The organism is Pseudoalteromonas sp. NZS11 (genome assembly GCF_015864765.1).
Taxonomy (GTDB): Bacteria; Pseudomonadota; Gammaproteobacteria; order Enterobacterales; family Alteromonadaceae; genus Pseudoalteromonas; species Pseudoalteromonas arctica.
Map to the genome: position 1 here is coordinate 69,950 of NZ_JADYWP010000013.1, position 15,602 is coordinate 85,551.

The 15,602-nt window shown below is 37.4% G+C and carries 16 protein-coding genes; 7 read left to right on the forward strand and 9 right to left on the reverse strand.

Annotated features, from left to right (window positions below; all coding sequences use genetic code 11):
• The first annotated feature begins 241 nt into the window (after positions 1 to 241).
• Both acuR and acuI read left to right on the forward strand, forming a co-directional pair.
• Positions 242 to 877, forward strand: a complete 636-nt coding sequence (gene acuR, locus I6E82_RS18470) for an acrylate utilization transcriptional regulator AcuR (protein WP_197112792.1) — start codon at positions 242 to 244, stop codon at positions 875 to 877.
• Positions 878 to 926: 49 nt separating this feature from the next.
• A complete protein-coding gene (gene acuI / locus I6E82_RS18475) occupies positions 927 to 1,919 on the forward strand; it encodes an acrylyl-CoA reductase (NADPH) (protein WP_197112790.1) in 993 nt (330 codons plus the stop codon).
• A gap of 43 nt (positions 1,920 to 1,962) precedes the next feature.
• On the opposite strand, the gene I6E82_RS18480 is transcribed toward acuI, so the two are convergent.
• Positions 1,963 to 2,529 carry a hypothetical protein gene (locus tag I6E82_RS18480; protein ID WP_024593630.1) on the reverse strand — a complete coding sequence of 189 codons (567 nt, stop codon included), beginning with the start codon at positions 2,527 to 2,529 and terminating at the stop codon, positions 1,963 to 1,965.
• Between the two features lie 194 nt (positions 2,530 to 2,723).
• Here I6E82_RS18480 and I6E82_RS18485 point away from each other — a divergent pair, with 194 nt between their 5' ends.
• On the forward strand, positions 2,724 to 3,140 hold the full coding sequence (locus tag I6E82_RS18485) for a VF530 family DNA-binding protein (RefSeq protein WP_007582761.1): 417 nt from the start codon (positions 2,724 to 2,726) through the stop codon (positions 3,138 to 3,140).
• A 102-nt stretch (positions 3,141 to 3,242) separates the two neighbouring features.
• On the opposite strand, the gene I6E82_RS18490 is transcribed toward I6E82_RS18485, so the two are convergent.
• Positions 3,243 to 3,674, reverse strand: a complete 432-nt coding sequence (locus tag I6E82_RS18490) for a DUF3859 domain-containing protein (RefSeq protein WP_007582762.1) — start codon at positions 3,672 to 3,674, stop codon at positions 3,243 to 3,245.
• Between the two features lie 206 nt (positions 3,675 to 3,880).
• Between I6E82_RS18490 and I6E82_RS18495 the strand changes: the two genes are divergently transcribed.
• Positions 3,881 to 4,888: a YHYH protein gene (locus tag I6E82_RS18495; protein WP_197118454.1), complete on the forward strand. Its 1,008-nt coding sequence runs from the start codon at positions 3,881 to 3,883 to the stop codon at positions 4,886 to 4,888.
• Between the two features lie 13 nt (positions 4,889 to 4,901).
• Positions 4,902 to 5,432 (forward strand): hypothetical protein, encoded by a 531-nt coding sequence (locus I6E82_RS18500; protein WP_024593628.1) that lies wholly within the window; start codon positions 4,902 to 4,904, stop codon positions 5,430 to 5,432.
• A 106-nt stretch (positions 5,433 to 5,538) separates the two neighbouring features.
• Here I6E82_RS18500 and I6E82_RS18505 read toward each other — a convergent pair whose 3' ends face one another.
• From I6E82_RS18505 to I6E82_RS18535, 7 genes are all read right to left on the reverse strand, one after another.
• Positions 5,539 to 7,356, reverse strand: a complete 1,818-nt coding sequence (locus I6E82_RS18505; RefSeq protein WP_197118455.1) for a protein kinase domain-containing protein — start codon at positions 7,354 to 7,356, stop codon at positions 5,539 to 5,541.
• Positions 7,357 to 7,555: 199 nt separating this feature from the next.
• Complete coding sequence (locus I6E82_RS18510; protein WP_007582766.1) at positions 7,556 to 8,005, reverse strand: hypothetical protein; 450 nt, start codon at positions 8,003 to 8,005, stop codon at positions 7,556 to 7,558.
• A 267-nt stretch (positions 8,006 to 8,272) separates the two neighbouring features.
• Positions 8,273 to 8,932: an NADPH-dependent FMN reductase gene (locus I6E82_RS18515; protein WP_197118456.1), complete on the reverse strand. Its 660-nt coding sequence runs from the start codon at positions 8,930 to 8,932 to the stop codon at positions 8,273 to 8,275.
• Between the two features lie 275 nt (positions 8,933 to 9,207).
• Entirely contained in the window at positions 9,208 to 10,011 is an 804-nt protein-coding gene (locus I6E82_RS18520; RefSeq protein ID WP_197118457.1) for a hypothetical protein, read from the reverse strand.
• A 385-nt stretch (positions 10,012 to 10,396) separates the two neighbouring features.
• On the reverse strand, positions 10,397 to 10,633 hold the full coding sequence (locus tag I6E82_RS18525; protein WP_197118458.1) for a hypothetical protein: 237 nt from the start codon (positions 10,631 to 10,633) through the stop codon (positions 10,397 to 10,399).
• Positions 10,634 to 10,705: 72 nt separating this feature from the next.
• The gene (locus tag I6E82_RS18530) at positions 10,706 to 11,719 is read right to left on the reverse strand and encodes a DUF5924 family protein (RefSeq protein WP_197118459.1); all 1,014 of its coding nucleotides are present in this window, start codon (positions 11,717 to 11,719) and stop codon (positions 10,706 to 10,708) included.
• Positions 11,720 to 11,855: 136 nt separating this feature from the next.
• Positions 11,856 to 12,605 (reverse strand): spermidine synthase, encoded by a 750-nt coding sequence (locus I6E82_RS18535; protein ID WP_197118460.1) that lies wholly within the window; start codon positions 12,603 to 12,605, stop codon positions 11,856 to 11,858.
• Between the two features lie 613 nt (positions 12,606 to 13,218).
• Here I6E82_RS18535 and I6E82_RS18540 point away from each other — a divergent pair.
• Entirely contained in the window at positions 13,219 to 14,196 is a 978-nt protein-coding gene (locus I6E82_RS18540; protein WP_197118461.1) for a DUF1852 domain-containing protein, read from the forward strand.
• Between the two features lie 78 nt (positions 14,197 to 14,274).
• Positions 14,275 to 15,309, forward strand: coding sequence for a methionine synthase (locus tag I6E82_RS18545; RefSeq protein ID WP_149605254.1), 1,035 nt, complete (start codon positions 14,275 to 14,277; stop codon positions 15,307 to 15,309).
• Positions 15,310 to 15,602: the final 293 nt, after the last annotated feature.

Sequence of the window (15,602 nt, forward strand, 5' to 3'; positions counted from 1 at the left end):
TCATACAACATTTAATTTGACCGGTTCGTAATAACAAATTGGCGATTTAATAATCGCTAAAAAGCACTTGTGTGCTTTAATTGTGACCGAATAATATTGACTAAGTTCCAAACAAAAATGTAATCGTGACACTTTTATTTCATTAATCTTAAATTAGTAGCCCGCCCCTAAATTTGAACTATTTTTAAACAATTTAAATTTATACTTGATTATTTAAAGTCGATCGGTCTAATATAGGTTCATGAACAAAAATACATCAACACCAATACGCCGTGGTCGCCCACCTAAAATAGCCAGAGAAAACGCCGATACAAAAGCGTTACTTATTCGCACGGGCCTAGAAACCCTAACTGAATTTGGTTTTAGCGCCACGGGGCTCGATACTATTTTAAAAAAAGCGGCTGTACCTAAAGGCTCTTTTTATCATTACTTTAAAAGTAAAGAAGCCTACGGTATTGCGTTAGTTGATGCATACGACAGTTATTTTATTGCCAAGCTTACCCATTACCTACAGCAAGAAGATGTCCCCCCACTTGAGCGAATCGTTAATTTTACTCAAAGCGCAATTAAAGGGATGAAAAAATACGATTACAAACGTGGCTGTTTAGTCGGTAACTTAAATCAAGAGCTTAACCATTTAAGTGAAGAGTTTAAAACCAGATTAATGCAAAGCTACACAGCTTGGCAAAACTATGTAGAGGTTTGCTTAAACCAAGCTAAGCAACAAGGCACTATTGCAAGCCATGTAAATACAAAATTGATGAGTGAGTACTTTTGGATTGGTTGGGAAGGTGCTGTTATGCGCGCCAAGCTCACAAAATCAAATACTCCACTTACTTTGTATACAGAAATGTTTTTACGCGCATTATTAACCTAATGCGTTTTTATTTACCAATTAAAAGACGATCGGTCTAAAAGGATATCCCATGAGTAACCCAATTAAAGCCATTGTTATTAATAAAGAAGATAATAACTATAGCGCTTCATTATCAACTATCGAAAATAGTGATTTACCAAACGAAAACGTATCTATCGACGTGCTATACAGCACACTTAACTATAAAGATGGTTTAGCAATTACTGGCAAAGGCCCCGTTGTACGTAGTTTTCCTATGGTGCCAGGTATTGATTTAGTGGGTACGGTTACAAATTCCACCAGCGATGAATTTAAAAGCGGTGATAACGTAATATTAAATGGCTTTGGTGTAGGTGAAAAACATTGGGGCGGGCTTGCTCAAAAAGCGGCACTTAATAGCGATTGGTTAATCCCCTTGCCTTCAGGTATTTCACCAAAACAAGCAATGCAAATAGGCACTGCGGGTTATACCGCTATGCTAAGTGTTATAGCACTTCAAAAACAAGGTATTACGCCTGAATCTGGCGAAATACTGGTAACTGGTGCTAATGGTGGCGTAGGCAGCTTTGCTATTTATTTACTAAATCAACTTGGGTTTAACGTAACAGCGGCAACGGGTCGATTAGATCAAAGTGAGTATTTAAAAGAGTTAGGCGCTTCACAAATAATTGACCGAAATGAGCTTTCAAACCCGGGTAAGCCTTTGCAAAAAGAGCGATTTGCAGCGGCAATAGATTCAGTAGGTAGCCATACACTTGCCAATATTTGTGCATCATTAAAATATGGTGGCGTAGTAACCGCCTGCGGACTTGCACAAGGTATGGATTTACCAGCATCGGTGGCACCCTTTATATTACGTGGTGTATCTCTTATAGGAATTGATAGCGTAATGCGCCCTAAAGCCGACAGAATTGAAGCATGGGATCGTTTAGCTAAATTAGTAAGCGCTGATTATTTAGATAAAATTTCGACAGAAATATCACTCGAACACGTAATCGATAACGCAGAGCAACTTATGGAAGGTAAAATTCGTGGTCGTGTTGTAGTTAATTGCCAAAGTTAATTAAATAATAAGCCACATAGTAATATGTGGCTTAAACGTTTAACTAGGCACCGAATGCAGCTAATTTTTCAGCTAATTCTGTTTTAGTAATCAAACCCATTTCTTCTTGCTTTTTAAGCTTGCGAATGTTGTCAAAGTTATCTAGTTTTAAACGTGCTTTAGCTAACTTTTCTTCCATTTCTTCTTTAGATAAAACATCAAGTTTTACTGCTTTTTCTAACTTCTCTTTTTCTTGATCATATTCTTTTTGAAAAATTGCTTTTTCTTGAATTATAATTTGATCTTTTATTTTCTTTTCGATTTCAATGGCTTCATCTTCAAGCTCAATCTTTTTCTCTAAAAGAGGTTCTATTCTTGATAAAGGCTCTTGTAAAGCAACTTCAACATTTTCACCTTGGTTAGCTAAAAGGTTCTCAACATATTTTTTACCAATATCTTTGTAACCAATATTAAGCTGACCTTCGATTGAAGTGATTTCTGAACGAATCGCTGAAAGTTTTGCGTTTTCTTTTGCTGAAGTAGCAATATCACTACTTAGTTTTGATGTAGAGTCACTAATATTTGAGCCAATAGTGCTTGCTTGAGTTTTGATCTTATTAAAAAGTCCCATTTCGTAATATTCCTTAATCTTTAATACTATAAATTGGCATCTTGCCGTATTTTATAAAGCTTTTTAATATTACCGATTATTTAAACACGTGTAAATTTTATCTTTCAATTCATTGTATGTGTAGATTTTAGAGTATCAAAACTTATAGATAAAACTTATAATGCAATTTGTATTTTAATAATGAGGCAACACCTATGAGCAACCAAGAACTTTTCAGTAATAACCCACTGCAAGGCGTAAAATTAGAACAAGTGGTTGAAGAGCTGGTTGAACAATACGGGTGGGAACTCCTGCACGCTTATTTACAACTTAACTGCTTTAAAAATAATCCTGATGTTAAGTCTGCGGTTAAATTTTTACGTAAAACACAATGGGCACAAGAAAAAGTAGATAACTTTTACCTTTACCGCCTTAAAAACTTACCTAAGCCTGATGATGTTCAATACGAACTACCACCACGAGATCGTGTGATCCCAGCTGATCATAAACCGGGTGAGCCGTGTGAACTTAGTTTTGTTGATGCTAAACGTATTGTAGAGAAAAAAGAATCTAAGCAACGTGCTCGCGATCGTAAGCAGCGTTCTAATTCTAGTAACCCTTGGGGTAACTAAAAACTTACTAATTTAAGGTTGAAGAGCTGTTTATAAATAGCTCTTCGACTATTTTCTCATTAACTTCAATTATATCCGCCTTACATAGCCAATAAATAACAATTAGTACCCTCGGTTTTTCCAAAAATCTGTTTCGGTGCGCTCTGCCTCTAATGCCACATTAAAAGTTTTATCAGCAATGATTTTTCCATTTAATTCAATCGTCATTCGCCAATCACCCAATTTATTTTCTATTGGCAGCCAAAGCGTATCGCCTAAATAAAAGTTCCAATCACTGTTTTTAACGTATACATCGCCTTCAAAAGGATCCATCACATCACCGTTACTACCTGGAATATCAGGATGGTAAATACAATAATGAAGCTTTTCGCCTTTACCTTTTTTGATATTTACGATTAAGCCAAACTCAATATCTACCTCAGCTATTACATTTGTTGTAAATTGCTCTATTTGTGGCAACGCTTTACTTTCACTATCCCACTTAGAGTAAATACCGTGACTTTGTAACGTCACTACAGGTTTTGTTTTAGCCATTAAGGTAGCCTTTTATGTTAGCTATTTTGGCATTAGTTTAACTTTTTGAAATTTTAAAATAAAACACAATCTCATAAAGTTAAATCTCAACTTAGCTTTAATACTCCGCCTATTTACATAATTGCTAATTTGTCATCATTGTTTACACACTATTTGCACAATTGCTGATTATTGTTTGAGTAACTTAATTGATCAGGTAGGCAGCAATGAAACAATACGCACTTAATAATAAAAATCGAAATAGGATAAATGCTTTAAAGCTCACTTCTCTTGCTTTAATTGTTTCATCGTTAGTTGCATGTGGAGGTGGAGAAGGCATAGCTGATAGCTCAGAAACTACAGAAAGCTCATCACAAACCACCACAGATAATGGCACAGGTACCAGCAGTTCAACCCAAAGTGTACTTTGTGAATATAGCTACAGTGAATATAACGAGTCAGAGTCAGTACAAGCCACCAGCGCTGCAGATTGGTCATGCACAGGAACTACACGCGACTTAGCAGCTAATGGCATACCCGATCACGAAGTAGGTACATTCCCTAATGCTGATAACCCAAATACTATTTCTGAACAATCAGTAAATGAAAGCTACACACTTGAGCCTATAGAAACAACACAAGCAACTATGCTTGGTGGTCCTCGTGGAATGATAGGCGTTGTACTTAATGGCATTAAAATAGACGCAGGCACAGGCGGAAGTTGTGATGATTCTGGCACCGATTGCGATTTAGGCGACAACAGCGGCAACTGGAATATAGAAGCCTTAAGCCAAGACACGTTTAGTTTTGGAACAGACGACAACAATGCACATGTACAACCCGATGGCACATATCACTATCATGGTATGCCAGAAGGCTTTGTAGCAATGCGAGGTGGCAATAGCACCACTATGACTCTAATAGGCTGGGCAGCAGATGGCTTTCCTATATATGCACGTTACGGCCATTCAGACTCAAGTGATGCAACTTCAGCCCTAACCGCAATGACCGGTAGCTACCAACACATAACAACCGTAAGCGCAAACCGCCCTTCTACCGATATATACCCATTAGGTACATTTGCACAAGATTGGGAATACGTAGCAGGCTCTGGTGATTTAGATGAATGTAATGGCCGCGTTGGTGTAACGCCTGAGTTTCCTGATGGGATATACCACTACTACGCAACAGACACTTACCCGTTTTTTCAACGCTGTGTTAAAGGCGAAGTTTAGTTAGGAGTAAGCTATGCCTTATATAAAAAGAGGTCTACTGAGTATGACTACTTTGGGTTTGTTGATTATGCCAAATTTAGCAAACGCGCATTTAATGGTTGCAGATCACGGTACGCTGAATTTTGTTGATAATAACGTGTTTATTGTGCTTTCAATCCCTATGTCGGCTTTTAAAGGAGTTGATGAAGATAAGGATGGCAAAGTATCAATAGTTGAGTTTAATGCTCATAAAAAACAAATAAGTAAGCGAGTTAAAAAGAACGTTTATTTAGCAGATCATCAGTATAAATTTACTATTGACGGACTTTTACTAAACCCAGAAGCGTCGCATACACATAAAAGCGACAATATAGACCAAGTAACCATTACTGGGCGCTACTCTTTGCCCAGTAAATTAACCAAAGTTAACTTTAACGTTAAGCTATTTAGTAACAATGAGCACAAGCAGCATTATCAAATAACAGCGACTAATAAAACGCAAAAGCTAACTCATCAATTTGAGCTATCACCAACATCGCCCTTTAGTAAGGTGTTTAATAATTAGTAATACTTACCTAAATAATTAAGTGGCAAAGAGTACAAGTTAAACCAATTTGTGCTCTTTTTTATCTTTGTCTTCTTATTTAATACTCTTTAGTTAAGTGCTTTTTCTATAAAAGTACAAGCTTGGGATTTTTAGGAAAGTAATGCTCTTCTTGCTGCTCACATAAACTAAACTCACGGGTGTTTTTATATGGGAGTTTCATAAAGCCCGCAACACCAACGTCCGTAATATTTACCGCGTATTGCATAAGTTTATTAAGCAAACGTTTAAACTCAACCTCTTTGCTCGAATCGAGTAAGCGGTAGTAATGGTGAATCTTCATTCTGTCCGGCAGTGCTTCAAAAATAATACACCCCGTATGATGAATTTGGTTAAGCTCAAATACGCATTTAATAACTTTTTTAGGTAGCTGTAGTTGCTCATCAGGGTCTTTACCGTCTTCAAAATATGAATGCGGGCGGGTTATGTCGTTTGCTTTCATGCTTACAACTTCGTATTCAAGCTCTGGTAGGCTATCAAACTTAAATGCACCGGTGCCATCTCGCTCTAACTGAATAGTTTTACGGGCATCAAACAAACAACACTTAAATAACCCTTTTTGATTAATCGCTTGCGCAAGCATCACCGTGTTATTAATTGCATCACTAAACGCATCACCCAATGATTCGTCATGCATAATTAAAGACGATTCAACAAAAATCGACTCATCCTTCCAATGAAAACTAAGCCCACCAACAACAGGGTACTTAGCTAATCGGCTTATTGATGCTAAAAATGCTTTTTCGTTATCGCCTGTATCAAACAAAAACTCTTTATAATAACGGTCAAGTTGCGCGTCGTTTATATCTAGTAATTGCTGATTATGATCGGCCTGGCGTAAAAACTGTTTTCGTGAACTATATACCACCGTGTCGGGCTGCTCGGCCTTGCCATACCAAAAAGGGATATCTGCTTTTTTTTGTTTTTTATCAAGCTCAGGTAAATACGCTTTAGCCATAGTTGTAATGTTACGCATAAAGTAATCACCGGCACCATCACGTTGTGCCTTACTTTTAGATAGCATGCCATCAATCACTTTAGCCAGTTCTTTTGGGAGCCCTAAGCTGCTTGCAGGGATGGCTTGCGCACCAAAGCGACACGACTGCGCCGACGCTAGCGCATACAACGTAGCGGCTACACCTTGTTCGTCAAATCGTGGGGATGACTGCTCCCCCGACATTTGTGCTTCACCAATAAAGTACACATCGCCCATACGCGCATTAGTTGTACTTAAATCGCCCGACATTAAATCCATAAAGTTACTCGCAACAGGGTTACCATCGCTATCGAGCTGTGCATACACAGAGCTTCCCCAATCCACTAACGACAGCGCATCAGTGTTTGCATCCCAAACAAGGTTTGAAGGCTTTATATCTCCATGCACTACAGGTTGTGGGCTAATGCCGTTTTTGTGACTGCGTAAATCAATTAATACATTACGTAACCTAACAGCTAGCGCCATTATTTGCGCGGCACTAAAGCGCCCTGTTTTAAGCGATACTTTTTCAAGGTCCTCTCCAATGGCGCGCGCCATCATTAAAATCCCTTGTTTTTTAATTCGCTCAAAAGCATAAAAGGTAGGCACTAAGGGGTTATTAATTTGCGAAAGCATATACGCTTCGTCTTCTAGGCGGTCGCGTACACTTTGGGCAAGCGTAATACGCGAAAACTTAAATACCCAAGGTAAGCCGTTATCGTCATCACCTGCAAACACAAAACCAAAAGCACCTGAGCCAATCATTTCAACGTTTTTGTAGCCCAGCAGTGTTAACTGCTTAATACAAATATTAAGCCACTGGCGGTGTTTTTTAGCATCGCGGTGCGAAAGCAAATAAACAGATTGCTCTTCGTTGATATAAAAGTTGCGGATTTCTTTGGCTTTCAATACGGGTACTCAAATTTATAAAACTAACTAATTATTAGTTTTATATAATGAGATTACAATAGGTTAAATAGGAGTTTTGAAATCGTTGAATAAAACAGCGCTAAAATAGTGCCAGAACAGTAAATTTAAGTGTAAACGTTAAAGCTCAAAGCAAGCTTTTTACAATGCACTGTATATAAATACAGTGCATTGCTTTTTACTAACTTTCAATAACACGAAGCTGCTTAATTGATGACACAGCTATGTGCGTTTGATAATAATATTTATTAGTGACTCTACCACGGCTCATAAAATCGATAGTTACTCGTTTAGCTTCGCCTGTTACTTCTATTGTTTTATCAATAAAAAAGGTGTCTGCTGGTTGCCCGTATTTACTTTGAAGCTCGGCTACCACATTAGGCTGTATTGATACCGTAATTGAACGCCTGTCACGATAATCAGTTTCTGTATTTAAATACAACCAACTCCCCTGAGCTCCCGCCGCTTTAATATGAAACTGGTAAGTGCCAGCAACCCCCTTTGGTGCACTTTGCTCAGTTAAAGCGATAAGGTTCATATTTGCAGCTGTACTTTGGCTCATTTCAATTTTATGGGGAACAGAACTACATGCACTAAGCGTTAGCACACTTAGTAAGGCTAGATATTTCAAGACACAATTTCCTTGTTTCTTACACCAATTCGCATAATTCAGTGTTCTATTTTGAGACAAGAAAATCGTGTCGATAACAAAGCAAAAATTTCGTTATTGAGTTGTTCTATATCAAAAATTTTTAATGCCGTTAGCGATTTAATCTCTTAAATTGATTAAGTATTATTGCGGATTGGTATTATGCATTATTAAAAATATGTAGCGTTAATGATACCACTATATACAGCCATGTTTCTATAATCAATCCAAACAATTAGTTAGCGGGTATTAAGGCGCATTGCGCTGAGAAGGATCTGTTTTAAAGCTTTTTAGCAAACTTTGTGGGTCAACCACCTCGGTATGTTCTTTAGCAGCCTGCGCCCACCATATTAGTTGGCCAAACGTACGTGAGAAATAATTAAACCACGATGATTGACTCTCTCCTGCAACAGGTTTGCCATCCTCACTAAACACATCTTGCGCTTTTGGCACGTGGATCATCGCCGATACCGGCAAACAGCCAAGTTCAGATAAAAAAGTACGCATACTAATAGCCGCTCTTACGCCCCCCCACTGTCCTGCTGAGTAAGTTACTATTGCACTTGGTTTATACGAAAATAGTGAGCTACCAAAATGATTAAGTAAGTCAGCGAGGGCTGGACTCATGCTGTGATTGTACTCAGGGCTAATCATTATATAACCATCTGCGGCTTTAATTTTATCAGCTAAAAGAGTGAGCTCTGTAGGTGCATTACTTTTAGCGTATGCAAAATGTGGTTTAAATACGTTTTCGCTAGGAAAATCCAACGTATCAATTAGCTCAAACTCATGATCGCCAAAATGCTCTGTTAAGCATTCTATACAAGCCCTAGAAACCCTTAAGCCTAAGCGAGCTGGTTTTGGTGGAGTGCTATCGCGTACTGTGCCTAAAAATACTAAAAACTTCATATGTAATTCTCAACTTTTTTAAACGATAGCTAAACACTAACATTTTTTAGTTATTGTGTATTACACATACCCATAGTTTATTGATTCAAAGCATAATAATAATTAAATTTAAAACTGAAATTTAGCAACAACCGCGCCGTTAAACGTATTTTATCGTGTGTTACTATTTGATCCTAAGATCGATTTAATCATGCAGCAAGAGTTTTACCCAGTAGGCTCTGAACTGCCTAAAAGTAAAACACACTGCTTCAAACTCAACCTTGAAAAAGCACGCCCTAGTATTGATAACTTAGCCCTACACCACCCCAAAATATATTTCGAAGTGTCTCGTCACCTGCAAAGCGTTTTTCATCTTTATTAGTGGCAATGCTATAGCTTGTATATGTGTATAAGGTTAACTGATTAAAAAGCTGATACGACAAGTTTGCAGTAAACTTTACGTTGTTAATTCCGTTGTGCCCATCACTAACATACCCCGCATTAAACCCCACGCCCGATTGAATATCTACTGATAGTAAATCGTTAATATAAAAATATTTTTTTACTGCCAGTTCCAAAAATGTACCGCTGGCATCAAATGAATGATAAACACTACTTAATAACTGAATATCGTCTGCATAAAAATACGCAAAGTCGAGGCTTAGCTCATTATCGTGAGCATCAATGCCTTCTTCACGAGCTTTAATATAGTTATAACCTACATACATCTCTATCCGCTCAGATAAGTGAGCGGTATAAATAGCATTTAAATTAAGCTCTGAATAATCACTACTAATACCTTTTGCCGCCCAAGGGATCACCGCAAAGTTTTTATAATTAAACTCAGTAGCAATTGATGCAATACCATTACCAGCAAGGTTATCTCGACCTTCGGTAACATATCGGCTCTCCCATAATGGGTGAATATGTAAATCAAACTCTTTATTTTTATAATTTGCATCAGTATGGGTATGCTTAATATTTCCGCCTATGCCCACTTCAAGCTCTTGGTAGTGCTCTTGTGTTTTTGCTTGTGCGTAAGCTGTATTTACTCCCGCTAGAGTCGTAATAACAAATATATATTTTAAATAGTGAGTCATTTATTAAGTCCAAAACCATCATAAATGGTAAAAAGTGGCGCATAGTATTGTTATAAAACGTGTTAGCGCAATAAATGGATGCATATATATTGTTTTATTTATTAGATTTTGAAGTATTTACTAAGTATTACCCATAAACTACAAGTTGCAATTAGCTCGGATTTAAACCAACAAACCAAAGCTATATACGCACCGAGCAATGCTCTAGCAGGTACTTAATTTAATAGTTCAGATGATAGTTATAGTACTCACGGTGAGGTGTTCCCTATTGCAAAAACAGGAAAAGTATAAGTAGGAAGTGTAAAAAAGTGCGGTAAAGGGGAAAACTATAAGCAGCAATAATTCATTAAGCTGCTTAAATTATTAACCTAATTTGTTAGCCAGTTTAGTGACTTAAATAAGCCATAACGACAATGAGTGCAACATAAAAACAAAAACCGAGTAAGAAGATTAAGTCGACTCTTCTAGCTTTACTCGCTTTATAAGATGCAAAATCCTTAAACTCGCTTTTATACTGCCCCAACGTTACCACTTTTAATAGCAGCCAACCGGTCGAGTAAAATAAAAAACTCAAACCAGTTTCAACAATTAGCCAAATAAAAATCTCAAATGCAATACTCATAAACTATGTCCATTAGTTTGGAATGCAAAAACTATATCAGCTATGTGTTTAAAATACAGCCGACTAAGTTAATTAAGGTGTAACAGTAAATTTCGTTAAACCTATTAACTGACCTGATTCGGTGACTACTTTTACTTGCCACTTACCAACAGAGTCACTAGGGAAGTTTACCTTGTGTGTCCACGCTCTATAACCTAGCTCTCTCCCGCCGTTTATATTTAACGTGATCCGATCAACTTCTTTTTTATTATGAAGCCACACATGAAATATTTTTTCATTTAAGCCTCTTGGTGCTTTAACAGCGGTCCAACTATATAAACCTTGATGGTGCAGTGTATAAGAGTCTAACTGTTTAATACTCCCTACTGGCTTTTTATGCTGTAAATCAACTTCATGAGCTAACGTAATATCGGTTAATCGCAGCGCAGCAGGAGGTACATAGCTCCTTAATTGCCACACAGCAGTGCTCAAAGCACATAAAATCAATACAAGAATAGGAAAACGCCACCAGCGTGCATTAGGCATTAAATTGTTTAAACTCGGTAGAGTAACCACTACAGCCGTTACAAGAGCTGCGGCTAAACTTTGGCTTGTTGTAAGGTTTAACAAAATAGGTAATGTAACGAGTAAAACAACGAATAAAGCAAAGTTATGAAACACACTAAATAACGTACGGTTTCTAGCAAGTTTTTTGTAATAAAAGGGGTCTATAACCGATATAACCGCACACAAAACAATGAGGGAAGTAAAAATTGCTTGAGGATGATCCCACTGTGTAACCGCTAAAAAAAACGGCAAAGCAAAAAATAGACTTTCTTGTTGCACCATTTGCAGAGCAAAACGCATTACATTAGGAGATACAGCCACACCAAATTTTTCTTCTACTTTGTCTCGTAGCCAATTATCAATAATTAGCCACAACCAACTAATAAGTAAAAATATCGCAATAACTTGCGAAAAAGACTCTTTTCTATCTACAAGTGCAAAGCTGGCAACGCCCGACAAAAACGCCAACACAGCCAATAATCCAGGCCGCTTTTGCATCGCGCTTATAAATTTAGCGATTATATTTTTACAGTAATCCATGTATGAGTGTTTCCGTACGGGTACGTACTTTATTATTTTTATTCAGAGTAAGGTTAGTTTAACCAAGTTTAAATGAACAACAGATAGATGGATGGATTCAAACGCGCCATTTAACAGTACATCAAACTAACCATTTTTAATTAAATAAAAGCCCAGCATAGCGCGTCATTGGTACGTTTATTAATTTTTGTAACGCATGCGCTTTTGCAAGTAATTCATCTTCACTAAGTGCAGGCATTGTATTGTTAAAAGCAAAAACAATTTTATTACCGCCTTCAATAATAAAACTAAGAATTTTTCCTGCAAATTCTTTCTCAAGTAGTTGATCAAACGCTTCCCTCTGCCCAACTTTGGTATGGCAAATATTAAGTACTAAAACACCATCAAAAGTGAGCGCATTTTTACAATCGCGTAAGTAGGATGATTGCACCTGATCTGATTCCATCCCTTTTGAGCTATATAAATCAGAAAAAATAACGTCCGTTTTTATCTGCGTGTTTTTCATGTAGTTTGCCGCATCATCAATATGAATAAACAAACGTTTTGACACGGGAACTTCAAAATATTTTATAGCCATATCAGCAACGGCTTTGCGGTATTCAACGGTATGTATGGTCAGTGCAGGAAACGCATGATAAAGACTTTTTGCTATAGAGCCCGCCCCAAGTCCCATTATCATCGCGGTTTTTAAGTTTGGTATAAAAAAAAGCGCAGCCATCATAGCTTGCGTATAAGCTAAGCTTAACCCGTTAATATTATTTAATTTAATACAGCTTTGATAAATTTTTCCGTCAAAGCTGAGAATAAGATTCTTTTTTGTTTGATATACATAAACAGGGCCATGCTCATCAATGGTTGATGCAATACAAGTGCCTTTGATATCCACGAATACTCAATAGGTGAGGTGATGAAAAACGAGTATAACTTAGTTAACGTACTACCATTGCTACTAATATAGCTAATAGCGCTTTTATTAATTTACAAGCATTTATATACGTACTCAAAAAAGTCGGTTTATCATTTAGGTTAGATGAGCTGAAGTATCTGCCTTTATAGCTAATTAAAACTTTCCCAGTGATGACTCTTAGTACAAGCAACGACTTAACATACTAAAAATTTGGCTAATGTACTGTTATAGCTATAAAAAACCCCTTTGAATATTCCTCATGTTCAACATGAATAAAGTGCACACCAAAAAAAGGAAGTCTAAACGGCTAAACATCCATCCTTTATTTTTACCGATTTATGCCTTTTTCTCGCCAATTGCTACGTAATCGAATCTAACAATAGTGATTAATGAATATGACTCATGTTTTATGTGAAATTAAACCGTTTTTATTCATGTACCAACCCACGTATAAATTACTCATCACTTAGCGCTAAACACTATTACTAACAACTTAAAGCTGCTGAATAACAAAACCAGCTAAGTAAGTTGCAAGGCTAATAAAGCGCAGAGCATCAATCAGGTTTAAATTATAAAATTGGATATAAACACGATGAAAAAAGATTTTACATTTAATATTAAGAGCGTTTCACTCGATGAAAATTATCATCCATCAACTAATACGCGTATCACAACCAACTTTGCTAATTTAGCCAGAGGTGAATACCGCAAAGCAAATTTGCGTAACGCCTTAAACATGATTAACAACCGTTTTAATGCCCTAGCCCATTGGGATAACACCAAAGGTGAGCGTTATGCTGTTGAGCTTGAAATTGTCTCTGTTGAGATAGGTATTGAAGACGGCGGCGAAAGCTTCCCATCAATCGAAATATTAAAAACAAATATTGTTGACCATAAAACTAATAAGCGTATTGAAGGCATTGTAGGAAACAACTTTTCATCGTATGTGCGCGACTACGATTTTAGCGTACTTCTACAAGAGCATAATAAAGGTAAGTCTCAATTTAACATTCCAGATGACTTTGGGGTTTTACATGGCAAACTATTTCAGTCATTCGTGAATTCGGATACATACAAACAAAACTTTAAAAAACCGCCGGTTATATGCCTAAGTGTGTCAGATAACAAAACCTATAACCGCACCGAAAACCAACACCCGGTACTTGGCGTTGAATACGAGCCAAATGAATCATCTTTAACAGAGCAATACTTCAAAAAAATGGGCTTACAGGTACGTTATTTTATGCCACAAAATAGCGCCGCGCCTTTAGCATTGTTCTTCTTTGGTGATTTACTTAATGATTACAGCAATCTTGAGCTTATAAGCACCATTAGTACGATGGAAACGTTTCAAAAAATCTACAGACCAGAGATTTATAATGCCAACGCAACAGCGGGTAAATCATATAAACCAAACTTAAAAAACTTGGATCATTCACTAACGCAAATTGTGTATGACCGAGAAGAGCGCGGCAAGTTAGCAAATGAGCAAGGCAAGTTTGCACAAGAGCATTTTATCAAGCCGTATCAAACGGTTCTTGAGCAATTCTCTACTCGCTATCTGTCATAACAACTAATAGTAACATCCAGTAATAACGCGCTTAACGATACGTTTAATAATTAACTAAAATATACGGCATTATTTATTATGAAAAAATTACTACCTACATCTACCGCTGGCAGTTTACCTAAGCCTTTATGGCTTGCAGAGCCAGAAACACTTTGGTCACCTTGGAAATTACAAGGTGATGAATTAACCCAGGGCAAACACGACGCCCTACGCTTGTCATTATTCGACCAACAACAAGCAGGTATTGATATTGTTAGCGATGGTGAGCAAACAAGGCAGCATTTTGTAACTACATTTATAGAGCACCTAAATGGCGTTGACTTTGAAAAACGTAAAACAGTAAAAATTCGTGACCGATACGACGCAAGCGTACCCACCGTTGTGGGCCCTGTTAGCCGTCAAAAGTCTGTGTTTGTTGAAGACGCTAAATTTTTACGCAAGCAAACCAAACAACCTATTAAATGGGCATTGCCAGGCCCAATGACAATGATTGACACGCTTTACGATGACCATTATAAAAGCCGCGAAAAACTAGCGTGGGAATTTGCCATCATTCTTAATCAAGAAGCAAAAGAATTAGAAGCCGCCGGCGTTGATATCATCCAATTTGATGAGCCCGCGTTTAACGTATTTTTTGATGAAGTAAACGACTGGGGAATTGCCTGTTTAGAGCGCGCAATTGAAGGGCTTAAATGCGAAACCGCAGTGCATATTTGCTATGGCTACGGCATTAAAGCAAATACAGATTGGAAAAAAACACTAGGAAGCGAATGGCGACAGTACGAAGAAGCATTCCCTAAGCTTCAGCAATCTAATATCGATATTATCTCACTAGAGTGCCATAACTCGCATGTACCAATGGATTTACTAGAACTCATTCGCGGTAAAAAAGTAATGGTAGGCGCAATTGATGTAGCAAATCATACTATCGAAACACCAGAAGAAGTAGCTAATACGCTACGTAAAGCACTGCAATTTGTAGATGCCGACAAACTCTACCCGTGTACAAACTGCGGCATGGCTCCACTACCTCACCATATAGCCAGAGGTAAACTAAATGCCTTGAGCGCTGGGGCTGAAATTATAAGAAAAGAATTATTAGAAAAGAACTAGAAAAGTAGCTTTGAAATACAAATTGTAAACAATAACAGCTGTCGCACCATGCCANGAAATACAAATTGTAAACAATAACAGCTGTCGCACCATGCCATAATTAAGCCCATAAATATGGTGCGATAGCTAAAACCGGCTAAAGAACAAGTTTAGGTTAGTTATTTAATTTTTTTTACGCGGATTCAAATCTGAAGTGCATAACGTTTAGGCGGCTTTAGCCGCCAAGTGATCCTGCATCAATTTTGCAGGCGTTTCAAATCCAAGTGTCTTCCTCGGACGATTATTAAGTTGCT